This is a genomic window from Caulobacter vibrioides, assembly GCF_002310375.3.
GTDB lineage: Bacteria > Pseudomonadota > Alphaproteobacteria > Caulobacterales > Caulobacteraceae > Caulobacter > Caulobacter vibrioides_D.
This window is the reverse complement of record NZ_CP023315.3, coordinates 1,517,468-1,539,412: the sequence shown is the minus strand read 5'-3', so window position 1 is coordinate 1,539,412 and position 21,945 is coordinate 1,517,468. Positions and strand designations below refer to the sequence as shown.

Annotated in this window: 22 protein-coding genes; 14 read left to right on the top strand and 8 right to left on the bottom strand. The window is 68.0% G+C overall.

Features of this window, described 5'->3' with window-relative positions; genetic code table 11:
• Positions 1-8: 8 nt before the first annotated feature.
• Together CA606_RS07295 and CA606_RS07290 are read right to left on the bottom strand one after the other, a co-directional pair.
• Positions 9-1,025 (bottom strand): formylglycine-generating enzyme family protein, encoded by a 1,017-nt coding sequence (locus tag CA606_RS07295; RefSeq protein WP_096051730.1) that lies wholly within the window; start codon positions 1,023-1,025, stop codon positions 9-11.
• Positions 1,013-2,668 (bottom strand): sulfatase-like hydrolase/transferase, encoded by a 1,656-nt coding sequence (locus tag CA606_RS07290; RefSeq protein WP_096051731.1) that lies wholly within the window; start codon positions 2,666-2,668, stop codon positions 1,013-1,015. Before CA606_RS07290 ends, CA606_RS07295 begins: the two co-directional genes overlap by 13 nt.
• 107 nt (positions 2,669-2,775) lie before the next feature.
• On the opposite strand from CA606_RS07290, the gene CA606_RS07285 reads away from it, so the two are divergent.
• Entirely contained in the window at positions 2,776-4,089 is a 1,314-nt protein-coding gene (locus tag CA606_RS07285; RefSeq protein ID WP_233282201.1) for a 2-hydroxychromene-2-carboxylate isomerase, read from the top strand.
• Here CA606_RS07285 and CA606_RS07280 read toward each other — a convergent pair.
• The gene (locus CA606_RS07280) at positions 4,086-4,715 is read right to left on the bottom strand and encodes a cysteine hydrolase family protein (RefSeq protein WP_096051732.1); all 630 of its coding nucleotides are present in this window, start codon (positions 4,713-4,715) and stop codon (positions 4,086-4,088) included. The two genes, CA606_RS07285 and CA606_RS07280, sit on opposite strands and share 4 nt — an antisense overlap.
• The gene (locus CA606_RS07275) at positions 4,712-5,776 is read right to left on the bottom strand and encodes an LLM class flavin-dependent oxidoreductase (RefSeq protein WP_096051733.1); all 1,065 of its coding nucleotides are present in this window, start codon (positions 5,774-5,776) and stop codon (positions 4,712-4,714) included. The genes CA606_RS07280 and CA606_RS07275 overlap by 4 nt, the downstream gene beginning before the upstream one ends.
• Before the next feature lie 165 nt (positions 5,777-5,941).
• Between CA606_RS07275 and lptC the strand changes: the two genes are divergently transcribed.
• From lptC to spt, 7 genes are all read left to right on the top strand, one after another.
• Positions 5,942-6,574, top strand: a complete 633-nt coding sequence (gene lptC / locus CA606_RS07270; protein WP_096051734.1) for an LPS export ABC transporter periplasmic protein LptC — start codon at positions 5,942-5,944, stop codon at positions 6,572-6,574.
• Between the two features lies 1 nt (position 6,575).
• Positions 6,576-6,794, top strand: a complete 219-nt coding sequence (locus tag CA606_RS07265) for a hypothetical protein (protein ID WP_423752943.1) — start codon at positions 6,576-6,578, stop codon at positions 6,792-6,794.
• On the top strand, positions 6,791-8,122 hold the full coding sequence (locus CA606_RS07260) for a lipopolysaccharide biosynthesis protein (RefSeq protein WP_096051735.1): 1,332 nt from the start codon (positions 6,791-6,793) through the stop codon (positions 8,120-8,122). Before CA606_RS07265 ends, CA606_RS07260 begins: the two co-directional genes overlap by 4 nt.
• A 4-nt stretch (positions 8,123-8,126) precedes the next feature.
• A complete protein-coding gene (locus CA606_RS07255) occupies positions 8,127-9,845 on the top strand; it encodes a fatty acyl-AMP ligase (protein ID WP_096051736.1) in 1,719 nt (572 codons plus the stop codon).
• Positions 9,835-10,788, top strand: coding sequence for a ceramide reductase (gene cerR / locus CA606_RS07250; protein ID WP_096051737.1), 954 nt, complete (start codon positions 9,835-9,837; stop codon positions 10,786-10,788). Before CA606_RS07255 ends, cerR begins: the two co-directional genes overlap by 11 nt.
• 67 nt (positions 10,789-10,855) lie before the next feature.
• Positions 10,856-11,116 carry an acyl carrier protein gene (locus tag CA606_RS07245; RefSeq protein ID WP_181242827.1) on the top strand — a complete coding sequence of 87 codons (261 nt, stop codon included), beginning with the start codon at positions 10,856-10,858 and terminating at the stop codon, positions 11,114-11,116.
• Positions 11,117-11,119: 3 nt separating this feature from the next.
• Positions 11,120-12,334 (top strand): serine palmitoyltransferase, encoded by a 1,215-nt coding sequence (gene spt / locus CA606_RS07240; protein WP_096051739.1) that lies wholly within the window; start codon positions 11,120-11,122, stop codon positions 12,332-12,334.
• 68 nt (positions 12,335-12,402) lie between these two features.
• Here the strand turns inward: spt and CA606_RS07235 are convergent, their stop codons facing one another.
• Genes CA606_RS07235 through CA606_RS07225 form a run of 3 tightly spaced genes read right to left on the bottom strand, consistent with a single transcriptional unit; the run spans position 12,403 to position 15,319 of the window.
• Positions 12,403-13,284 (bottom strand): hypothetical protein, encoded by an 882-nt coding sequence (locus tag CA606_RS07235; protein ID WP_096051740.1) that lies wholly within the window; start codon positions 13,282-13,284, stop codon positions 12,403-12,405.
• Positions 13,281-14,273, bottom strand: coding sequence for a diacylglycerol/lipid kinase family protein (locus CA606_RS07230; RefSeq protein WP_096051741.1), 993 nt, complete (start codon positions 14,271-14,273; stop codon positions 13,281-13,283). The genes CA606_RS07235 and CA606_RS07230 overlap by 4 nt, the downstream gene beginning before the upstream one ends.
• Positions 14,192-15,319 (bottom strand): CDP-alcohol phosphatidyltransferase family protein, encoded by a 1,128-nt coding sequence (locus CA606_RS07225; RefSeq protein ID WP_096051742.1) that lies wholly within the window; start codon positions 15,317-15,319, stop codon positions 14,192-14,194. The genes CA606_RS07230 and CA606_RS07225 overlap by 82 nt, the downstream gene beginning before the upstream one ends.
• Before the next feature lie 76 nt (positions 15,320-15,395).
• Between CA606_RS07225 and CA606_RS07220 the strand changes: the two genes are divergently transcribed.
• From CA606_RS07220 to CA606_RS07195, 6 genes are all read left to right on the top strand, one after another.
• The gene (locus tag CA606_RS07220) at positions 15,396-16,313 is read left to right on the top strand and encodes a metallophosphoesterase family protein (RefSeq protein WP_096051743.1); all 918 of its coding nucleotides are present in this window, start codon (positions 15,396-15,398) and stop codon (positions 16,311-16,313) included.
• A 114-nt stretch (positions 16,314-16,427) separates the two neighbouring features.
• Positions 16,428-16,865: an HIT family protein gene (locus CA606_RS07215; RefSeq protein WP_096051744.1), complete on the top strand. Its 438-nt coding sequence runs from the start codon at positions 16,428-16,430 to the stop codon at positions 16,863-16,865.
• Entirely contained in the window at positions 16,862-18,082 is a 1,221-nt protein-coding gene (locus tag CA606_RS07210; protein ID WP_096051745.1) for an LptF/LptG family permease, read from the top strand. The genes CA606_RS07215 and CA606_RS07210 overlap by 4 nt, the downstream gene beginning before the upstream one ends.
• A complete protein-coding gene (locus CA606_RS07205; RefSeq protein ID WP_096051746.1) occupies positions 18,079-19,140 on the top strand; it encodes an LptF/LptG family permease in 1,062 nt (353 codons plus the stop codon). Before CA606_RS07210 ends, CA606_RS07205 begins: the two co-directional genes overlap by 4 nt.
• On the top strand, positions 19,140-20,294 hold the full coding sequence (gene bcerS, locus CA606_RS07200; RefSeq protein ID WP_096051747.1) for a ceramide synthase: 1,155 nt from the start codon (positions 19,140-19,142) through the stop codon (positions 20,292-20,294). Before CA606_RS07205 ends, bcerS begins: the two co-directional genes overlap by 1 nt.
• A complete protein-coding gene (locus tag CA606_RS07195; RefSeq protein WP_096051748.1) occupies positions 20,291-21,049 on the top strand; it encodes a nucleotidyltransferase family protein in 759 nt (252 codons plus the stop codon). The genes bcerS and CA606_RS07195 overlap by 4 nt, the downstream gene beginning before the upstream one ends.
• Here the strand turns inward: CA606_RS07195 and CA606_RS07190 are convergent.
• Positions 21,046-21,807 carry an NTP transferase domain-containing protein gene (locus CA606_RS07190; protein WP_096051749.1) on the bottom strand — a complete coding sequence of 254 codons (762 nt, stop codon included), beginning with the start codon at positions 21,805-21,807 and terminating at the stop codon, positions 21,046-21,048. The genes CA606_RS07195 and CA606_RS07190 overlap by 4 nt on opposite strands.
• Positions 21,808-21,945 lie beyond the last annotated feature (138 nt).

Sequence of the window (21,945 nt, the reverse complement as noted above, 5' to 3'; positions counted from 1 at the left end):
ACGAACGCTCAGCGCGCGGCGCGGAGCACGGTGCGGAAGCCCACGTGCGACGCGCCGCTGTCCGGCGGCCCCGGCGTTCGCGCTGCGGGCCGATAGCGGAAGCAGTAGTCGTCGGCGCACAGGAACGAGCCGCCCTTGACCACGTGCTTGGGCGAGCTCGGATCTTCCGGGTCGAGCGCGCGGGCCTCGGGCGGCCCGCCCGTCTCAATGACGCTCACCGGATCAAGCCCCGGTTTGAACCAGTCCCGGGTCCACTCCCAGACATTGCCGGCCATGTCCCGCAGGCCATAGCCGTTGGGCGGAAAACAACCGACCGGCGCAGGCTTGGCCTTGAAGCCGTCATCGCCAAGATCCTGGGCCGGGAACACGCCCTGCCATGTGTTGGCCCGCGGCTGTGACGGATCCTGCGCCTGGTCGCCCCAGGTGTAGCGCTTGCCAACCAGCCCGCCGCGCGCGGCGTACTCCCATTCCGCTTCGGTGGGCAGGTCACGGCCCAGCCAGCGCGCATAGGCCATGGCGTCCTCCCAGGCGATGTGCACCACCGGCCAGGCGTCCTTGCCCCGGATGTTCGAGCCAGGCCCCTCGGGATGCCGCCAGTCGGCGCCGGGGATCACCCGCCACCATTGGGAAGGATCGTCCGACCTCGCCCCCTTCGCCCCCACGAAGACGAGCGAGGCCGGACGCCGCTGCGCCGCCGGTACGTGGGCGTAGCGCGCGGGGTCGAGCGGTCGTTCGGCCACAGTGCGATAGCCCGTAGCGTCGACGAACCGCGCGAAGGCGGCGTTGGTGACCTCTGTTTGATCGATCCAGAACGGCGCGACCTTGACCGTCTGGGGCGGCCCCTCCTCGGGACGCAGCGGCGCGGCGCCCATCTGGAACTCACCGCCCGTCAGCCGAACCATCCCCGCAGTGCGGTTCTGGGGATCAGGAACGGGCGGATCCGCCAGGCAAGCCTTGGGCGCTGGCCGGTCGCAGCCGGCCAGCGCCAGAACCATCAGGACCGTAAGCGGCCTTAGTTGTCCCAATAGATGTACTCGTCGCTGGGCTTGGCCTTCTGGCCGCCCGGATGGTCGATATAGAAGGCGCCGGTCACCAGCGACGGCCAGGACGACTTCATCATCTGCCCGTCAAGCTGAGCCAGGATCGCCTGCATCTCGCGAAGCTTCTCCGGACGCGCCTTGGACAGCTCTTTACGCTCCGTGGGATCGGTCGACAGGTCAAAGAGCCAGGTCTTGTTCGGCTCCTGCGCCACCTGCAGCTTCCAGCCGCCGGCCAGCACCGTCTTGTAGCGACCCGAGCGCCAGAAGATCGCCTTGTGAGGATCGCCCGAGGCCTGCCCCTTGATGAAGGGGACGAGATCGACACCGTCCAGCACGCGATCCTTGGGCGTCGGCGCCCCGGCCGCGCCGGCGGCCGTCGCGAAGATGTCCACATGGCCGACCGGGCTGCGATAGACCGCGCCGGCGGGCAACTGGTCGGGCCAGCGCAGCAGGAACGGCACCTTGATCCCGCCCTCGAAGAACGTCGCCTTCCAGCCCCGGTAAGGCTTGTTGATGTCCGGCAGGCCGACATAGTTCGCGCCGCCGTTGTCCGAGGTGAAGATCACCAGGGTGTTGTCGTCGAGACCCCGGTCCTTCAGCGCCTGCAGCACCTTGCCGACATTGCGGTCGAGGTTGCGAACCATGGCCGCGTAGACGCGCATCCGATGGTCCTTGATGTGCGACAGCGCCTCGTAGTCGGCCTTGGGCGCCTGCAACGGCGTATGGACGGCGTTGTAGGCCAGGTACATGAAGAACGGCCGGTTCTTGTTGGCGTCGATCGCCTTGACCGCTTCATCCGTCAGATAGTCGGTCATGTAGTGGCTGGGCGTGAACATCTTGCCGCCGTTGTACTGGACGGCGAACGGCAGAGCTCCCCACAGGAACTTGTCGATCGGATCCCAGTCCTGGCGTGATTCCACGACGCTCGGATCGCCAACGGGCGCGAACAAGGCGGCCCCGGCCATGAATCCCAGGCTCTCGTCGAAGCCCTGATCCTCGGGACGCGAACCCTTGACGCCGCCCAGGTGCCACTTGCCCAGGTGAATGGTGTGGTAGCCCTTGGTCTTGAGCGCCTCGGCGATGGTCACCTCGGTGGTGGGCACGGCCAGGACATTGTCGTCCTTGGGCATGTTCTTGGCTTGGGCCGCGTCGAAGCGCGAGGGATGCAGCGGATCGCCGGCGTGACCGCCGACAACGCGCGAGAACGCCACCGGAGCCGGCGTGAACTCAAAGCCGAACCGCGTGGCGTAGCGGCCCGTCATGATCGCCGCGCGCGAGGGGGCGCAGGTCGCGTTGCCGCTGTAGCCGTTGGCGAAGGTCACGCCCTCCTTCGCGATCGAGTCGATCGCGGGCGTTGGGACCGAGCCACCGGCGACGCCGCCGCCATTCAGCGTGATGTCATTGTAACCCAGGTCGTCGGCGAGAATGAATACGACATTGGGCGGCCGCTGGCCGTCCGCCGGAGCCGCTGGCGGACCCTTGACCCAGGTCACCGGCATGTTGGCTTCGATCTTCGGCTGCCTGGACTTCGCAAGCATCACGATCAGGTCGAAACGGAAATGCCAGGCCGTCGCGCCCGCGACCGCCAACACCGCGGCGCCCGCGACAAGTGGCTTCCACGCCTTCATTCGCGCCTCCCTCTCTCATCGTTGCTCGAAGCATATATTGACATTCATCGTGCCGCTAGATGTCATTCACCGATCAACCTGGAGGTCCCGCCGTGTCCCTGCGCACCATGATCATGCGAAGCGTGACCACCGCCCTGACCAGCCCCACGCGGCGCAAGCTGGCAAGAGACGGCGCGGCGCTCGCAGACCGTCTGCGCGGCAAGCGACCCACCATCCGGTACTTCCACCAGGCCGACGACCCCTACTCGCACCTGGCCATCCAGATGCTGCCCCGCCTGCGCGCGCGCTACGCAGCGGATATCGAAGTCAATCTGGTTCCACCACCCGAAGATTCCGCCGCCCCGGACCGGGAGCGCCTGCGCGCCTACGGCCTGCGCGACGCGGCCCGGGTGGCGCGGGCTCGTGGCCTTGGCTTTCCAGTGGACGCGGCGCTGCCGCCGGTTGAAGCGGTGCGCCGCCTCGAGACCGTGCTCGCCGATGCGATGCAGCGGGGACGCTTCGACGATACGGCCTACGCCGCTGGAGCCGCGCTGTGGGCGGGCGATCACAAGACCCTTGCGGCCATGTCCGCCTGGGCCGGCGGGCAGGACCTTAGCCTGGGCGAGAGCCTGCTCCAGGTTGGGAAGGCGCGCCGCGCCAAGCTTGGACACTATCTGGGCGGCATGTTCCACTTCGAAGGCGAGTGGTTCTGGGGCGTCGACCGGCTGAACCACCTGGAGGCGCGCCTGGCCGCGCGCGGGCTGGATCGCGAGGCCGGATCGCCACAGCTCGCACCGGCCATCGAGCCCTCGCTCAGCCCCGTGCCGTCCGGCGCGCCACCGACTATCGAGGCCTGGTTCTCGTTCCGCAGCCCCTACTCCTGGCTGTTCATGCCGCGCATCCGCCAGTTGGCGAAGGCGTATGGCGCGACCCTTGAGCTGCGCCCCATCCTGCCGATGGTCATGCGGGGCTTGGCGGTGCCGAGGATCAAGACGATCTACATCACCCTGGACTGCAAGCGCGAAGCCGAACGGGTGGGCCTGCCGTTCGGGCGGATCGTCGATCCCGTCGGCGCCGGAGCCGAACGGGCGCTGGCCGTACTTCACCATGCCATACCGCTTGGGCTGGGCGAGCCGTTCGCCGAACTCGGCCTCAAGGCCGCCTTCGCTGACGGGATCGCCTTGGCGGAGGACGATGGGCTCTATGCGGTGGCCCGTCGCGCCGGATTGACGGACGAACAGACCGCCGCGGCGCTGGCCGACGAGAGCTGGCGGCAGCGGGCTGAGGTCAATCGCGCGGCCCTGCTGGACGCTGGCCTTTGGGGCGCCCCGACCTTCCGCGTCAGCGGCCACGAGGCGCATTGGGGCCAGGACAGACTCTGGATGCTGGAAGAAGATCTGCGGGCGGCCATGCTCGGCGGCGGCCCTCAAAAGGACCGCTAGGAGGCCGAGCCCCACGCCGCGACGACGCTGTCGGTGTCGGTCAGGATCGCAGTGTTGAGGTCCAGCGTCCGCAGGGACGCCTCATGCAGTTCCGCCTCGTAGGCCGCGCAGGCGTCGACGGGAATGAACACATGGAAGTCGTGGTTGAAGGCGTCCCGCGCGGTGCTGTCGATGCAGCATTCCGTGGTTAGCCCCACCAACACCAGGGTGTCGACGCCCATCGCCCGCAGTCGAGCGGCGATGTCCGTGTCCCAGAACGGGCTGTAGCGCGTCTTGCGGAAGACCAGTTCGTCGGCCTGGGGCTGAGGCCCGAAGAAGTCGCTGCCTGGCGCATCGGCGCGGCATAGCGCCGGGCTCTCTTGCGGATCATAGCCCCGCCGCCGCCCGCGTTCATGCCAGACCTCGGAGTCAGTTTCAGGCGTCGTGAACAGACCAACGAAGATCACAGCCGCCCCGGCCTCGCGCGCGGCGCCGGCCAGACGATCGGCGGCCGCAAGCGCGTCGGGGACGGCCGTCAGGTCCATGCCCCACTGGGCGCAAAGGCCCTGGGGGGCGGCGAAATCGACCTGCATGTCGACGATCACCAGCGCCGTCCGCGCCGGCGCGATCCAGGCCTGCAAGCTCACGAGAACACCGTCCGCAAGCCTGGCAGGATGTCTCGGCCGAACATGCTGAGCCCTTCGACGTAGTCGGGAAAAATCAGCATCAAACCGTCCAGCTCGCACTCCGTGACGAAGGCTTCGATCTGCTCACGACAGGACGCCGGCGAGCCGACCACCGTCTGGGTCATGAACACCCCCTGCTGCTTGGCCGTCGCCTGAAGCCGCTCGGCCGGAACGCCCCAACTGGCCAGCATGGACAGGATCGCGCCGATATCAGCGCCCTCGGCGTAGCGCGCCACCAGGGCCTGGGCTGCGGCCTCCGTGGATCCATGGATCACCGTACACATCGCGTAGGTGCGGACGGACCGTCCCAGATCCTCGGCCATGCGCTTGGCCCGGCGGGAGGCGTCGCGATGCTCCTCGCGCGACCGTCCGCCGATGAAACAGGCGTCGGCCTCGCGCACCGAGAACTGAAAGCCACGGTCCGACATGCCGGCGCAGATCAGTTCCGGGCGCGGCTTGGCCAGGGGCTTGGGCTTGGACTGGCAATCCTTCATCGTGAAGTAACGGCCGGCGAAGTCGACGCTGTCTTCGGTCCACAGCCGCTTGAGGATGGTCGTCCACTCCTCGGCCAGAGCGTAGCGGTCGTCATGAGACAGCGAATCGTCCCAGGCGCTCATCTGGTCGAACTCGGCCTTGTAGGCGCCGGCGACGATATTGAGGCCCGCGCGACCGCCGCTGATCTGATCCAGGGTCGCGATCATCTTGGCCGCCACAGCCGGGTTCTGCAGCAGCGGATGCACCGTCGCCCAGATTCGGACGCGCTTGGTCGCCTCGGCGATGGCCGCCATCAGCGTCACCGACTCCAGCGACGTGCCCCAATGGTCGGTTTCACCGCCAAAGCCCCGGAACTTGCCCATCGACATGACGAAATCCATGCCGATCTCGTCCGCCAGCACCGCCGCGGCCCGGTTCTGAGCATAGAGACCATCGAGCACCGGCGTGGTGCTGGAGACAATCCAGCCGCCGTTGGCCACCGGCAGGAAGACACCGAAGTCCTTGTGCGGCGAAGGTCTGGGGAACATGACGCGGGTCCTTACACGGCGCGGAACCCAGGATCACGCGCTTCGCTGTCCCGAACAACCACGCAAGACGCCGGCGCCGCCGTCTTTGCGGGAAAGCCGGGCGGCGGCGCATGACAAAACAAAGGTCTTGGGCGAACGGCGGCGGAGGATTATCCATGGGCTCAAATGCTCACCCAGTCCGATGGCGCCGCCGCCATCATTCCTCCTCAAACCGCCGCGGAACGGGCCCGCAACCGTCGCCGGACACCCGTCCGGCGGCTGCGCCTGGTGCTGGCCATCTTTGCGGTCAGCGTGGGCGTGGCCGTGATCGCCCAGGCGTCCTGGCGCAGCCTCGCCTCCAGCAAGCTCCAGACCCAGGCCGCTTCGGCGCCCCTGGTGCTCGACAAGCCCCGCTTCACTGGCGTGCTGAAAGACGGTCGTCCGTTCCTGATCACCGCTGAACGCGCCGTGCGGGACGCGCAGGACGAGAACATCGTCCGCCTGACCACGCCCCTGCTGGTTCGCGGTTATGGCCAGCCCAACCCCAGCCAGGCCACGGCGAAGGTCGGCGTCTATAGCGAGGCTGCGAACACCCTCCTGCTGACCGACGGGGTGAAGATCACCAGCGCGGAAGGCTATGCCTTCGACGCGCCCCGGGCGCTGATCGACCTGCGCACCGGCGCGGTCAGCGGCGACGCAGGCATCGCGGGTTCCGGGCCCAAGGGCAGCACCCAGGCCAACACATACACCGTGACCGACCAGGGCGATCGCGTGGTGCTGAAGGGCCGCGTGCAGACCCGGCTGGAGCAACAGCGCTGACGTGGCCAACGCCAAACGCGTCTGTTTCCTCTCCATCGCGCAGCACCATCAGGTTTGGCACAGCCTGTCGGTGGCCGTCGTGATGACCAGGGGCTGGCCCGATATCGGGGTCGAGATGGCGGCGACCACCCGCGGGCGCCTCGACCGTGTTTCCAGCCTTCTGCGACGCCTGGGCGGCGCAGCCCCGGCGATCGTCGACAAGCGGGAACGCGCCCAGTGACGGAAGCCGTGCAAAACCCGCTGAAGAAGGTGCTCGCCAACGCCGGCCAGTTGCTGAGCGGCCGCGTGGTCAACGCGATCATCGGCCTCGCCTACATCGCCCTGACCGCCCGGAGCCTTGGCGCGGAAATGATGGGCGTGCTGGTGATCATCAACGCCTTCGCCCAGTTCCTCGGCGAGGTTGCGCACTTCCAGTCCTGGCAGACCCTGATCACCTATGGCGCCGCGCCCTTGCTCGAGAACGACAAGCGCCGCTTTCAGCAGGTGCTGCGCTTCACGCTGCTTCTGGACCTGATCAGCGCGGTGCTGGGCGTACTGCTGGGCATGCTGGGCGCCTGGTTCTTCTGGCGCCAACTCAGCTGGCCCGAGGGCATGAACGGCTACGGCGCGCTTTACGCCCTGTCGATCGGCGTGATGACCTCTGCATCGGGCGTGGGCCTGCTGCGCCTGTTTGATCGGTTTCGCTTTCTGGCCGCCGAGCAGGCGATCAGCTCGTTCGTCCGACTGATCGGCTGCGCGATCTGCGCGGTGACGCAGGCGCCGATCCAGTACTTCCTGCTGGCCTGGGCGGCGGGAACCTTCGCGGCGTTCTTCTACATCGCCGCCATCGCGATCTGGGACCTGAAGCGCAAAGGCCTCCTCAGCGGCTTCACGGTGATGGGCCCCACCAGCAAGGACCTGCCGGGCGTCTGGCGCTTCGCCATGGCGACCAACTTCTCCGGCACGCTGGACGTCGGCTTCACCCACGTGCTGACCATGGCGGTCGGCGCTCTGCTGGGTCCCGCGCAGGCCGCGCTCTGGCGGATCGGCAAGCAGGTCGCCGACGGCATGGCCAAGCCCGCGCGCCTGATGGTGCCGGCGCTCTATCCGGAACTGGCCAGGATGCGCGCCTCGGGTGGCCAGCAGGCCATGACCAAGCTGGCGGTGCAGATCGCCCTGATCGGCGGCGCGGCCGCCGGCGTGCTGCTGCTGGTCAGCCTGGCGTCTGGTCGCTGGATCCTTGAGACCGTGATGGGTCACGGCTTCGGCGCCGCAGCAGGCGTGATGAACTGGCAGGTGGCCGCCGCCGCGATCGGCGTGATGACCCTGCCGCTGGAGCCGATGCTGGTCTCGATGCGCGCGGCGGGCGCGGCGATGATGGTTCGCCTGGTCGTCGTTGTGACCTATCTGGCGTGTCTGGTTCCGCTGATCAGGACCTTCGGCCTGACCGGCGCAGGCGCCGCTCTGGTTGCGTCCGCTTTGGCAATGGCCATTGGCATGTATTTCATGGCGCGCCGCAGGCTCGCCCGACTCGCGGCGGAGGAAAGCTCCGCGCCGCGACCGACTTAAGACGATGAAGGCCCAAGTTATGATCACGCCCACGGCGTCTGACCGCACTGTCCGGTTCGCCGACTTCCCGACCCTGACCCAGGCCCTCGATTTCGCCGCGACCGGCGAGACGGGGATCAACCTGTATTCGCTGCGCGGCGAACTGGTCGAGGCCCTGCCCTACGCCAAGCTGCGCGACGAGGCGGTCGTGCTGGCGCGGCGTCTGCTGGCGACCGGGGCCAAGGTCGGTGACAGCGTGGCCTTGCTGGCCGAGACCGACGGCGACTTCGTCCGCGCCTTTTTCGCCTGCCAGTATGCGGGCCTGCTGCCCGCCCCCATGGCCCTGCCGACCCCGCTGGGCGGTCGCGAGGCCTATATCGAACAGATCTCCAACCTGGCCCGCTCGGCCAAGGCCAACATCCTGATCGGTCCGGCGGGCTTGAAGGACTGGGTCGCCGAGATCGGCGCGCGGGCGGGCCTGGCGTTCGCCGGCGTGCTGGCCGACCTTCCCGAAGACGCCGGCGCGGCCTTGCCGACCATTAGCCCGGAAGACCCCTGCTACCTGCAGTTCTCGTCGGGCAGCACCCGCACGCCGACCGGCGTTCTGGTCCGCCACAAGGCCCTGATGGCCAACTGCGTGGCCATCACGCGGGATGGCCTGCAGGTCCAGGCTTCGGACCGCGCCATCTCGTGGCTGCCGCTCTATCACGACATGGGCCTGATCGGCTTCTTGCTGAGCCCGCTCAGCTGCCAGATGACGGTCGACCTGCTGCCGACCGGCGCCTTCGTGCGCCGACCGCTGCTGTGGATCGACCTGATCGGGCGCAACAAGGCGACGATCGCCTACAGCCCGACCTTCGGCTACGAGCTTTGCGCCCGCCGCGTTCAGGGTCAGCCGCTCGACAACTACAGCCTGTCGCACTGGCGCAGCGCGGGCCTGGGCGGTGACATGATCCGCATGCCGCCCCTTAAGGCCTTTGTCGAAGCCTTCGCCCCCGCTGGTTTCTCGGACAAGGCGTTTGTCGCCAGCTACGGCATGGCCGAGGCCACCCTGGCCCTGTCGATGGCGCCGCTGGGCCAGGGCCTGCGCGCCGAGACCCTCGACGTCGAGCGCCTGGAACGCGACGCCGTGGCGGTCGACGCGCCCGAGGGCTCCGAACGCGCTCGCGACTTCGCCCGCTGCGGTCCCGCCCTGCCCGATCACTTCCTGGAAGTGCGCGGCGACGACGGCCAGGTGCTGCCCGAGCGCGGCGTCGGCCGCATCTTCGCCAAGGGCCCGTCGGTGATGAGCGCCTATTTCGCCAACCCTGAGGAAACCGCCCGGGTGCTCGCGGCCGACGGCTGGCTGGACACCGGTGACATCGGCTTCAAGATCGACGGCGAGATCGTCATCACCGGCCGCGCCAAGGACCTGATCATCCTCAACGGCCGCAACATCTGGCCGCAAGACCTTGAATGGACAGCCGATAACGAGATCGACGGCCTGCGCAGCGGTGACGTCTGCGCCTTCGCGATCCCGGCTGAGCCCGAGGACGAGGTCGTGGTCCTGGTCCAGGCCCGTGGGGGCGACGCCGACAGCCGCGCGGCGCTGCGCGAGTCCGTCGCGACCCTGCTGCGCACCCGTCACGGCGTCGAAGCCAAGGTGAAGCTGGTGGGCGCCCACGCCCTGCCCCAGACCTCGTCGGGCAAGCTCAGCCGCTCGAAAGCCAAGACGGCTTACTTGGCCGGAACCTATGGCGACTGACGCGCGCGGCGTCGTCGCCGTCACGGGCGCGACCGGCTTTCTGGGCCGTCACCTGGTGCGCGCGCTGGCCCAGGACGGCTGGCGGCCTCGCGTCCTGGTGCGCCGCGACCCCGTCCACGCCTTCTGGCGCGACATCGAAGTCGAGGTCGTCACCGGCGACCTTGGAACACCCGGCGCGCTGGAGCGGCTGTCGACGGGCGCAGAAGTCTTCATCCACGTCGCCGGCCTGATCAAGGCGACGACCCTGGAGGGCTTCAATCGGGTGAACCAAGACGGCGCCCGCGCCGCGGCCGAAGCGGCCAGGGCCGCCGGAGCCCGGTTCATCCTGGTTTCCAGCCTCGCGGCCCGCGAGCCGTCCCTCTCGAACTACGCCGCCAGCAAGCGGGCGGGCGAGGACGCGGTGCGCGCCGCCGATCCCAGCGCCCTCATCGTTCGCCCGCCGGCGATCTATGGTCCGGGGGACACCGAGACGCTCGGGCTGTTCCAGCTGGCCGCTCGCAGCCCGGTCTTGCCGGTGCTGTCGCAGGCCTCACGCGTCGCCATGATCCATGTCGAGGACGCGGCGGCGAAGCTCGTTGCGTTCTGCCGGACACCCGTTTTGGGTCTCGTTGAGCTCTCCGATGTGCGGCGCGACGGATACACCTGGACGGAAATCATGCGCGGCGCAGCGCACGTCATGGGCGCGAAACCCCGTCTGATAAGGCTTCCCGACCCAGGCATTTTGACCGCCGGAGCCCTTGTGGATGCTTGGTCTTCTCTGACAAACACCCCTTCGGTCTTCGGTTTGGGCAAGGCTAAGGAGTTGCTTCACGCCGATTGGACCCCATCTAGCGCTCCGATGGCGGAGGGAGTACCCAGCAAGTTCGGCCTCATCGACGGGTTCACTCACACCGTCGACTGGTACCGAGCGGCGGGGTGGCTACCCAAAAATATCGTCGCCTAGTTCAAATATGGCGGAAATCTGACAGACTCGCCGTTACAGTAGTGACACGGGTGGGGCTCCCGGAGGTTTGATTAGAATGGAAACGGTGACGGATCTCAGCCTGCGCGAGATCGGGGTAGCGGCGACCAAGGTTCTGGGGCGGGCTGTCGAGGTTCGTGCGGAGTCGCATATTGGCCGTGACCTCGCCGTCGATTCCTTGGCCCTCATGAACATCATCATGGAGCTCGAAGACACCTTCGACATCTCCATTCCGCTCGATCGCCTGGCGTCCGTCGAGACCGCTGGCGACCTTTCCAAACTGATCAACGATCTCCGGACTAGGGCTTAACTAATGGGGCTATTTGATAAGCACCTGGCCTATCGCGACGCGTACAAGGCCATCCAGGATGTAGGTGCGAACCCCTTCAAGGTGCGCTTTGACGCCGTCCACTCGCCGACTGAAGGCGTGGTCGATGGCCGTCCCACCATTCTGCTGGGCACGAACAACTATCTGGGCCTGACCTTTGACGAGCAGGCGATCGCCGCCTCGGTCAAGGCCGTACAGGAACGCGGCACCGGCACGACCGGTTCCCGCATCGCCAACGGCAGCTTCGAGTCGCACGTCGAACTCGAGCAGGAGTTGGCCAAGTTCTATGGCCGCAAGCACGCCATGGTCTTCACGACCGGCTACCAGGCTAATCTCGGCGTTCTGTCGACCCTGGTCGGCCGCGGCGACCATCTGATCCTCGACGCCGACAGCCACGCCTCGATCTATGACGGCTCGCGTCTGGGTCACGCCGAGGTCATCCGCTTCCGTCACAACGATCCTGAAGACCTGGCCAAGCGCCTGCGTCGCCTGGGCGATGCGCCGGGCGAGCGCCTGATCGTCGTCGAAGGCATCTATTCGATGATCGGCGATGTCGCGCCGCTGAAGGAAATCGCCGCCGTGAAGCGCGAGATGGGCGGCTATCTGCTCGTCGACGAAGCGCACTCGATGGGCGTGCTGGGCGCGACCGGCCGTGGCCTGGCCGAAGCCGCGGGCGTCGAAGAGGACGTCGACTTCATCGTCGGCACCTTCTCCAAGAGCCTGGGCGCCATCGGCGGTTTCTGCGTCTCCGACCACGACGACTTCGACGTCATGCGCGTCGTCTGCCGTCCGTACATGTTCACCGCCTCGCTGCCGCCGGCCGTGGCCGCCTCGACCGTGACAGCCCTGCGCCGCATGGTCGAACAGCCCGAGCTGCGCGACCGCCTGAACCGCAACGCCAAGCGCCTCTATGACGGCCTGACCGCCATGGGCTTCCTCACCGGTCCCAGCGCCAGCCCGATCGTGGCGGCGACCATGCCCGACCAGGAACGCGCCATCGCCATGTGGAACGGCCTGCTGCAGGCCGGCGTCTATCTGAACCTGGCCCTGCCGCCCGCCACGCCGGACAGCCGTCCGCTGCTGCGCGCCAGCGTCAGCGCCGCCCACACCGACGAGCAGATCGACGCCGTGCTCAAGACCTACGGCGAAATCGGCGCGGCCCTGGGCGTGATCGAACCGCTCAAGCGCGCTCGCGCCTGAGACCGGTCGCATCGCTGAAACAAGAACGCCCGGGTCCTGCGACCCGGGCGTTTTTTATTGTCGTCAGCCTACGCGGCTTGCCGCCGCTCTCTCCAGACCTTGAGCAGCACGCCGGGCGCGGCGAGGATCGGATGCCGCTCTCGCCACGGCGTCACCTCGACCGTCACGCCTGTATGGCGCTGGATCTTCCAGGCCGCATAACGCGCCGCGCCCTGAAAGGTGAAGGCCGCCTTGACCAGCCGCGCCACGTTCAGGGGCTTGCCGAGGGCCCGGCGCACGCGCCAGGCCTTGAGCAGAGCCGTCCTGGCCTCCTGCGAGAGCTCACGGCCCTCGTCGGCCCAAACGGCCTCCATGACCCGCTCATAGCGCTCGGGGTCGTAGGTGAGGATCGACACCTCGCGGCCCGCCTTCTCGACGCGTAGCTCGGCCTTGTAGGTCTCCTGGAACAGCGCCGTCCAAAGCGCCAGCGGCGCGGCGTCGGCAGGACCGATCGCCTGGGCGAAGCCGGCCGCCGTTCGACAAGCCGCTGTCACGGAGTCGATCACGGTCTCGCGTGCGGCTTCATCGGCCCAGATCAGCGCGGAGGGCTGGACAAAGCGCGCCCAGATGGTCGTGTCGACGCCCGCGCCGCTGGTAGCTCGCTGGAACTGCGCCAGCGTCATGGACGCGACCTTGGCGCGCAGCGTCGCGCCGCCGTGCTCCAACTCGTGATAGCTGACGTCCGGCCACAGCAGGCGCGTGAACACGCCTCGCCATCCCGCCGGAACGTGCTCGGTGAGAACGTAGTAGTCGAGGACGCCCGACAGATCGCCAGTGCGCAGGATCGAGCCATAGAACATAACCGCGCGCGCGCCCGGGAAAGCCGCCGCCAGATGCGCCGCGAAGGCGGTGATCGGTTCAGGCGCTGTCTGGGAAAGCTCGGCCGCGACGAGGTCGCGCAGGCGGCTCATCCGACCAGAAACCGTAAAGGCGGCCCCAGGTGGATCGTCAGGTCGCCGCCATCGAAGACCTCGCCGTCCAACACGAAGGGCGCGCCGCCCGAAAGGCTGACCGCGCTGGGGTCTCGACGGCGATAGCCCAGACCTTCCAGCGCCGGGACCGTCTTGCCGCTCAGCATCAGGGGCAGAGCCTTGTGCAGGCGACGCGGCGGGGCGTCGACATCGAGAAGCTTCAGCCCCTCGCGGGGCGCGCCGAACGGCTTGAGCCCGAACGGCAGACGCTTCAGCGCCGTGAGGATGACGGCGAACCGGTGACCTTCGCCCTGGGCCTCGCCGTCCAGAACCAGGCGCGCCGGCACGCCCTCGCGCCACTCGTCCCGCGAACCGCCAAACAGCGCGCCCAGCGCCGCCGTGCCGATGGTCAGGGCGACCGCAAAGTTGTGGAAGAAGCCGACCTTGTGGACGCGCTGCGCCAGGTTGGTGGCCTTCACCGGCGCGCCGACGCCAAAGAAGAAGCCCTGCAGGCAGGGCTTGTCATCCGCCCAGCTGACGCGCAGAGGCGGACGCGACTTGATCGTCGGGTTCTCTCGACGCGCCGCGCGCAGGGCGTCCTCCAGACGCCAGCCTTCCGCCGTGCCAAGATCGATGGCCAGCACGTTGGTCTTGCCCGACGGCAGGACGGCCAGCAGCGGCGTCGCCTCGCCAAAGGTGTGAGGCAAAAGGCTGATCACGTCGCGTACGGTGCCGTCGCCGCCGTCGATCACCAGCAAGTCGAGACCCGTGCGCGCGAAGTCGTCCAGCGCCGCCTTCAGGGCCTCCCGCCCGATCGGCTCGACCAGACGCACGTCCTCGGGCGCCGGGCCGGGCGGCCGGATGCGATTGCCGTGGCTCTGCGGGTTACGGACGACCCCGATGCGCGTCATTTCGCCAGCCAGGACTGGATCGAGCCCTTCGGCGCCACCAGACCTTGCAGGATCTGGATGGCGTGCACGACGAAGCACACGGCGGTCCAGATCGCCACGAGGGTGAAGCCGAGGTCAGGCCGGCCGACCAGCGCGCAGGCGGTCAGCAGGATCAGGTTCGGGTTGCGGCGCGCGGTGATCAGGCGGAAGAAGCTGTCGAAGGGCCGCCAAGCGTGCATCTCCAGCTTGAAGAGGGCCAGGAAGATCCCCTCCTCCACCCGCTGGGCGACATAGCCGCCGACGACGATGGCCAGGCTGAGCGCCGCATACGGGATCTCTTGGCCGACCGCATAGACGCCGACGAACCAGGCCCACCACCAGAACGGCGGGTGCACCAGATCGATGCCGTGGTCGAAGACATTGCCCCACTTCGACGAGGTCAGGGTCACCCGGGCCAGCTTGCCATCGACTGTGTCGAGGAAGGTCATGATCCAGGCGCAGACCAGGCCCCAGCCGAAATGGCCCTGCCAGAACAGCCAGGTCGCCGCCAGCACCATCACAAAGCCGATGAAGGTGACCTGGTTCGGCGTCATCTTCGCCAAGGCGCACCAACGGGTCACGACCCGCGCCGGGGCCGGCCAGACGTACTTGGTGACGAAGTCCGTGACGCCCTTGTAAGAACCCTGGAACAGGCGCTTCTCGACGGCGCGCACCGTTTCGGGGGTCAGACGCTCCAGCACCGGCGGCTCGCGCTTGCGCAGGGCGCTGTTGTAGGCCGAGCCCAGCTCCAGGGCGGTCAGTCGCGTCAAGCGCGGATCCAGGCCCGACGGATCGGTCCCGCCGTTCAGGGCCTCGGTTGCGGCATAGGCCAGGTCCGCAGGCGCATGGACGGCCACGGCTCGCCCCGCGTCATCGACCAGGACAGCGCCCTCGCGGTCCGCCAGCGCCTTGATCAACGACTCGTCGAACACCCAACCGGCGTCCACCGCCACAACGGCGTGCGACAGGTCCACGGCGGGGGTCTCGATCAGGCCCAGACGGCGGTAGATGCGAGACAAGCGCTCGGCGGAGCTCATGCCCCAGATGCGCCCGTCGCTGCGGCCCACGGTCAGCGCGCGCGGCCCATTTTGAACTTCACCAGTCAAAGACGGCTATACCCCTTAAATCTCGGGCTGATAGATAAGCAGCTTCGTCCTTTTCGACCAGAACCGCCGGCGCCTCTTGTCCATTTATCGCATCGCCCACCTGTCCGACCCCCATCTGCCCCCGCCGCCCGGGGCGTTCGGCCTGTCGGACGTGTTCACCAAGCGCCTGCTCAGCCGCATCGCTTGGCGGAAAAAGCGCAAGATTCATCGTCCCGAGGTTTTGGCGGCCCTGGTCGCCGACATGAAGGCGGCCGCACCCGACCACGTGGTCATCAGCGGCGACCTGACGAACTTCGCCTCCCCTGCAGAAATCACAGCGGCCCGCGCCTGGCTCGAGGCCCTGGGCGACGCCGCCGACCATACCATCAGTCCGGGGAATCACGACGCCCTGGCCGGCCCGGGGGGCCATGAGCGCTTCGCGATCTGGTCGCCTTGGCTGGGTGACGCGGGCGAGGCCAGCTTTCCGCAAGTGCGGGTGCGCGGTCCTGTGGCGATCTTCAACCTGTGCTCAGCGCTTCCCACGGCCCCGCATCTGGCGACCGGCCGCTTGGGAACCGAGCAGCTTCAGCGTCTGGACGCCGCGCTCGCTGATCCCGCCCATGCCGAGCGGTTTCGCTTGGTGGTGCTGCACCACCCGCCGCACCACGGCGCAGTGTCCAAGCGCAAGCGGCTCGAAGATCAGGAGGCTTTGCGGGCTGTGCTGGCCAAGCGCGGAGCCGATCTCGTGCTGCACGGTCACGCGCACGAGGCCTTGGTCGGCTCGGTTCGCGGTCCTGGCGGCGCGGCCATCCCGGTGCTGGGGGTGCCGTCGGCCTCGGCCAAGCCCAGCCGCCACGCCCCCGCCCGCTGGCATCAGATCGAGATCGAGCCCCGCCCCGAGGGCGGCCATGCCGTTCGTGTGGTCGCGCGCGGCCTCTCCGAGACGGGAACCGAAATCTCCGAGCTGGGCCGCTTCATCCTCGCCGACCTGGCGACTCGGGCGGAGACGGCTTGAATGGGCCAAGATGGCGACGGCGCGGCGACTGCGGATCGGATCGCCCTTCCATGTCACCCCGCCCGTCCCTATTGTGCCGCGCTGGCGACACCGGCCTGAAGTTTCGGCGTTCTCATGACTAATCCCACCGCCCTGGCGTTCGGCTACCCCGCCTCGAAGGTCGCCGAGACCGATCACTGGCTCGTCCTGGTTCGCCCCAAGCAGCCGACGTTTGGGTCTTTGGTTCTGGTGTGCAAGGAAGCTGTCCAGGCGTTCTCGGACGTGAGTCCGGCCGCGTTCGCGGACCTGCAGGTAGCCGTCGCCGGGATCGAACGCCTGCTCAAAAGCCAAGTCGACTACGAGAAGATCAACTACCTGATGCTGATGATGGTCGACAAGGACGTCCACTTCCACGTGCTGCCGCGCTACGCCGGCGCGCGGACGGACGAAGGCGTTGCGTTCCCCGACGCCGGCTGGCCCGCCGCCCCAGCCCTGGGGACGGCTGTCGAACTGGCCCCGGACGCCGTTGAGCGCCTGGCCGCGCGTTTCGCCAAGGCTTGGAACCCAGCGTGAGCGCCAAGGATCTGACCAACCGCGGCCCGCGCCTGATCGATCGCTATCTGCTGCGCCTGTTGTTCTGGCCGCTGGTCGCGTGCCTGGGCGTCACGGTGATCGCGCTGTTGCTGGAGCGCATCCTGCGCTTGCTCGACGTGCTCTCGCAAAGCAGCGCGCGCTTTGGCTATGTCGCGCAATTGGCGGCCAATCTCGTGCCGCACTATCTGGGTCTGGCCCTGCCGGTGGCCTTCTTCGTGGCCCTGTTCATCGTCATCGTGAAACTGTCCGACGGCTCGGAGATCGACGCCCTGCTGGCCAGCGGCCAATCGCTGGAGCGCATCGCCGTGCCCTTCGTGGCGGTCGGCCTGTGTCTGAGCGTCTTCAGCATCATCGTGTTCGGCTATATGCAGCCCTATAGCCGCTACGCCTTTCGGGCGGTGATGCACACGGCGATCAACGCCGGCTGGAACGGACGCCTGGCGGGCGGCGCCTTCATCGACGACCAGGGCTCGCTGCTGACCGCCGACAGCGCCGACATCGCCGGCCAGCGCCTGACGCGCGTGTTCATCCGCCGCCTCGACGCCAAGGGCCAGGAAGAGATCATCACCGCCGCGTCCGCCGACCTGAAGATGGACCCGGACGGCAAGACCATCACCATGGACCTGCGCGACGGTCGCCGGATCGCCCATGACGTCAACGGCACCTATCGGAACCTGGCCTTCAACAGCTTGACGACCCAGACGCCGCTGTCGGCGGCGGCCGTCCTGTTGCGCGCCCGCGGCGGCGACGAGCGCGAACTGACCATGGGCGAGCTGCGCCGACAGGCCAATTCGCCCAACCCGGTCGTCTCGAAGAGCACCTTGCTCGGCGAATACTATGGCCGCCTGGCCCGCGCCGCCTTCCTGCCGTTCCTGCCGCTTCTGGCCTTCCCGCTGGGCCTGGCCTCGAAACGGGGCAATCGGGCGCCCGGCCTGATCATGGCGGGTCTGCTGCTGCTGGCGTTCCAGCACTCGCTGCTGCTGGGCCAGGGAATGGCCAAGGCCGGCACGGCCGCCGCCTTCCCCGCCATCTGGATCCCCTTCTCACTGTTCGCGGCGCTCAGCGTCTGGCTGTTCGTCGGTAGCCGGACGCGCCCCGGCGACACGCCCGTGTCGCGTCTGGTGCGGCGGATCAACAACCTGGTCACGCGCGTCCTGCGCCTGCTGCCCCAGCCGAAGAAGCGACAAGCCGCATGAAGCTGCAGCTCTATGTCCTGCGGACCGTCGCCACCCGCATCCTTGGCGCGGCCTTGATCCTGATGTCGGTCCTGCAGATCCTGGACCTGTTGGACGTCACCAGCGACATCCTCGACCGGGGCCTGGGCATGTCCGGGGTCGCCTACTACGCCGCCCTGCGTCTGCCGCGCCTGTTCGAACAGGTTGCGCCGATCGCGGTGCTGGCCGGTGGGCTGTTCGCCTTCTCGCAACTGGCCCGCGAAAGCGCAGTCGTCGCGATGCGCGCCAGCGGGATCTCCGGCTATCGGATCGTCGCTATGGCCGTTCCGGCGGTCGTGGCGGTGATGCTGATCGACGCCCTGTGCGGCCAGGTCCTGGCCCCGCGCGCCGATCCCACGCTCGCCGACTGGTGGCGGAACACGACCCCCGCAGCGGAGCGCAAGGAGCCTGCGCCCCGCACGTTCCGGGCGGGCGCGGACCTGGTCATCGGCGCCAACGCCTCGGCGGACGGCCGCACAATCCTGGGCGTCACCATCTTCCGCCGCGACGCAAAGGGCATCCTCGTCGAGCGGATCGAGGCCTCCACCGCCCGCTTCGACGGCGAGGCCTGGACCTTGCAACAACCCAAGACCACCCGCTTCGCCGGCGATCTGGCGCAAGCTTCCACCGCCGCCTCGACGTCGTGGCCCACCGCCCTGCGCCCGCAAGACGTCCAGGGCCTGTTTGGCGATGACGCCATGCCCACGGCCGCGTCAGCGCGGCGGGCGCTCGAAAATGGCGGCTCGGATCGACCCGAAAGCTTCTACGCCACCCATTTCCAGGCCGCCTTCGCCAGCCCCTTCGTCTCGCTGGTGATGCTGCTGCTGAGCGCGCCGGTCGCCCTGGCCAACTTCCGTAGCGGACAGGGCGGCGTGCTGCTTACGGGCGGCCTGGCCGCCGGCCTGATGTTCCTGGTCGCTAACGGCATGTTGACCGCCCTGGGCGAGTCCGGCGCGCTGGCGCCCTTCCTGGCCGTGTGGGCCGCCCCCGCGATCTTCGGCGCGCTCGCCGTCCGAACCTTCTTGGCCCTGGAGGGGTGATGCCTTTCGACTCCACCAACGCCGACCTCTCGGTCATCCCGGTCAAGACGCCCGCCGAGCTCAAGCGCTTCATCGCCCTGCCCGCGCGCCTGAACGCCAAGGACCCGAACTGGATCACGCCGCTGTTCATGGAGCGGACCGACGCCCTGACCCCGAAGACCAATCCGTTCTTCGACCATGCCGAGGTGCAGCTGTTCCTTGCGACCCGAGGCGGCCGCGACGTGGGCCGGATCAGCGCCCAGATCGACCAGCTGACCCCGCAGCCCACGGAGGGACGGCTCGACGGCCACTTCGGCATGATCGCCGCCGAGGACGATGCGGCGGTGTTCAACGTGCTGTTCCGCGCCGCCGAGGATTGGCTTCGCGCCCGGGGACGCACCCACGCGGTCGGGCCCTTCAACCTGTCGATCAACGAAGAGGTCGGCCTGCTGGTCTGGGGCTTCGACACCCCGCCGATGGTCTTGATGGGCCACGACCCGGTCTATGCCGGCCTGCGCGTCGAGGAGCAGGGCTACGCCAAGGCCCAGGACCTCTTCGCCTACAAGGCCGACGAGACCGGCGACATCCCCGAAATCGCCCAGCGCCGGGTCAAGAGGGGCCTGCCCTCGGGCGTGGTGCTGCGCCAGCTGGACATGAGCCGCTACGACCAGGAGGTCCAGACCCTCACCGAGATCCTCAACGACGCCTGGTCGGACAACTGGGGCTTCACCCCCACCACCGAAGCCGAGACCCGGCAGCTCGCCAAGTCCCTGAAGCAGGTGATCGACCAGCGGCTCGTCTGGTTCTCCGAGATCGACGGCGAGGCGGCCGGCGTGGTGGTCTTCCTGCCCAACGTCAACGAGGCGATCGCCGACCTGAAGGGCAAGCTGCTGCCATTCGGCTGGGCCAAGCTCTTGTGGCGCCTGAAGGTCAAGGGTGTGAAGTCCGCCCGGATCCCGCTGATGGGCGTGAAGAAGCGGTTCCAGACCAGCCAGCGCGGCCGTATGTTGCCGTTCTGGATGATGAAGGCCAGCCGCGACATGGCGATGAGCCTGGGCTATAATCGCTATGAAATCTCGTGGGTTCTGGAAGCTAACAAGGCCATGACCCACATCGCCGAGAACGTCGGCGGGACGCACTACAAGACCTATCGCGTTTACGAGAAGGCCCTGTGATCCAGCCTTTCAAGGCGCTGATCCTGGCGGGATCCCGCCCCGGGGAAGTCGATCCTGCGGCGGCCTATGCCGGCGTCGCCCACAAGGGCCTGATCGTGCTACAGGGCCAGACCCTGCTGGCGCGGGTGCTGGGCGCGGTGGAGGCGGCCGGCGCGTCCGAGATCGGCGTCAGCGCCAATGACGAGGCGATCAAGGCGGCACTGGCGGGATCGCGCGCCCAAGCCCTCCCCACCGCCGAAGGCCCAAGCCAAAGCGTCGCCGACGCCGCCGGACGGCTGGGCTTTCCGCTGCTGATCACCACGGTCGACCACGCGCTGCTCAAGCCCGAATGGATCACTCAGTTCCTGGCCGACACCCCCGACTGGGCCGAGGTCGCGGTGCTCTTGGCCCCCGAGGCGCGGGTCCAGGCCGCCGCGCCGCAGACCAAGCGCACCTACTTGAAGTTCCGCGACGGTCGCTATTCGGGCTGCAACCTGTTCCTGCTGCGCGACGAGCGGGCGATGGGCGTGGTGCGCCTGTGGCGAAAGGTCGAGGCCCTGCGCAAGCAGCCCTGGAAGATCGCCGCCATGCTGGGCCCGAGCTTCCTGCTACGCTACGCGCTGGGCCTGCTGACCCTGGATCAGGCCGTGGCGCAGCTGGGCGCCTTGGCCGACGTCAAGGCCGCCGCCGTGCGGGCGCACGACGGCTTGGCCGCCGTCGATGTCGACAAGCCGTCGGACCTTGATTTGGTTCGAGAGCTTTTGGGCGAGGCCTAGACCGCCTCGGCCTCCTTGGCGGCCCACTGCGCCGTCAGGGCGCGGTTGCGGACGAGGTCTTCCGGGAAGTCCATCTCGGCCCAGTCCAGGCCTTCGATCGAGCGCACGCGGACCACGTCATGGTTCTGGGCGATCTCGTTGATCACGCTTAGATACCAGCGCTTCAGGCCCTCGGACGTGCGCATGATCGCCTCAAGCGTCTTCACGAACAGGGCCGAGCCCTCGGCGTTGAAACGCAGGAAGCCGATCGACTCGGCGTCGTACTCGGTGATCGTCTTGCCGATGGCGCGCAGGGCGTCGCCTTCGGTCAGCACCTTCATGTCGTCGGCGTCGTAGCCGCCGGCCTTGCGGTCGACGCTCACCGTGATCGGCGCGTCCGGGGCGCTGATCAGGCGCTCGGCGATCGCCGGCTCGAACAGCGTGTCGCCGTTGAGGATCATGAACGGCCCGCCGCGCATCTCCTCGCGCGCCAGCCAGCAGGTCGCAAGGTTATCGGTCACGCTGTAGAACGGGTTGTAGAGCGTACGCACGCTCAGGCCCGGCAGCGACAGGCGCGCGACCTCGGCCTCGACCAAGTCGCTGCGGAAGCCGGTGACCACCACTGCCTCGGTGACGCCCGCCTGATGCAGGTGGCGCAGCTGCCATTCCAGCACGGAGCGACCGGCCAGCTCGACCAGGCACTTGGGCCGGTCGTCGGTCAGAGGCGACAGTCGCTTGCCCTGACCAGCGCTGAGAATAAGGGTCTTAACCGGCTGCATGACGTTTCGAAATCTCGCTGGAATCGGGGCCTGCCTCGCCCCGTTTGGAATCGTTGGACCGCGGCCCTGGCGCTCGCGACCGCATAACTGAGCACGAACCGGCCTCTCGGCAAGTCTTAGCGGACCGCCAAGAACCGA

What these genes read in the sequence shown, in the direction of transcription:
- CA606_RS07290 (WP_096051731.1), bottom strand. Translation starts at nt 2,668, where the DNA reads ATGAAGGCGTGGAAGCCACTTGTCGCGGGCGCCGCGGTGTTGGCGGTC.
- CA606_RS07285 (WP_233282201.1), top strand. Translation starts at nt 2,776, where the DNA reads ATGATCATGCGAAGCGTGACCACCGCCCTGACCAGCCCCACGCGGCGC.
- CA606_RS07275 (WP_096051733.1), bottom strand. Translation starts at nt 5,776, where the DNA reads ATGTTCCCCAGACCTTCGCCGCACAAGGACTTCGGTGTCTTCCTGCCG.
- lptC (WP_096051734.1), top strand. Translation starts at nt 5,942, where the DNA reads ATGCTCACCCAGTCCGATGGCGCCGCCGCCATCATTCCTCCTCAAACC.
- CA606_RS07255 (WP_096051736.1), top strand. Translation starts at nt 8,127, where the DNA reads ATGAAGGCCCAAGTTATGATCACGCCCACGGCGTCTGACCGCACTGTC.
- cerR (WP_096051737.1), top strand. Translation starts at nt 9,835, where the DNA reads ATGGCGACTGACGCGCGCGGCGTCGTCGCCGTCACGGGCGCGACCGGC.
- spt (WP_096051739.1), top strand. Translation starts at nt 11,120, where the DNA reads ATGGGGCTATTTGATAAGCACCTGGCCTATCGCGACGCGTACAAGGCC.
- CA606_RS07235 (WP_096051740.1), bottom strand. Translation starts at nt 13,284, where the DNA reads ATGAGCCGCCTGCGCGACCTCGTCGCGGCCGAGCTTTCCCAGACAGCG.
- CA606_RS07215 (WP_096051744.1), top strand. Translation starts at nt 16,428, where the DNA reads ATGACTAATCCCACCGCCCTGGCGTTCGGCTACCCCGCCTCGAAGGTC.
- CA606_RS07205 (WP_096051746.1), top strand. Translation starts at nt 18,079, where the DNA reads ATGAAGCTGCAGCTCTATGTCCTGCGGACCGTCGCCACCCGCATCCTT.
- bcerS (WP_096051747.1), top strand. Translation starts at nt 19,140, where the DNA reads ATGCCTTTCGACTCCACCAACGCCGACCTCTCGGTCATCCCGGTCAAG.
- CA606_RS07190 (WP_096051749.1), bottom strand. Translation starts at nt 21,807, where the DNA reads ATGCAGCCGGTTAAGACCCTTATTCTCAGCGCTGGTCAGGGCAAGCGA.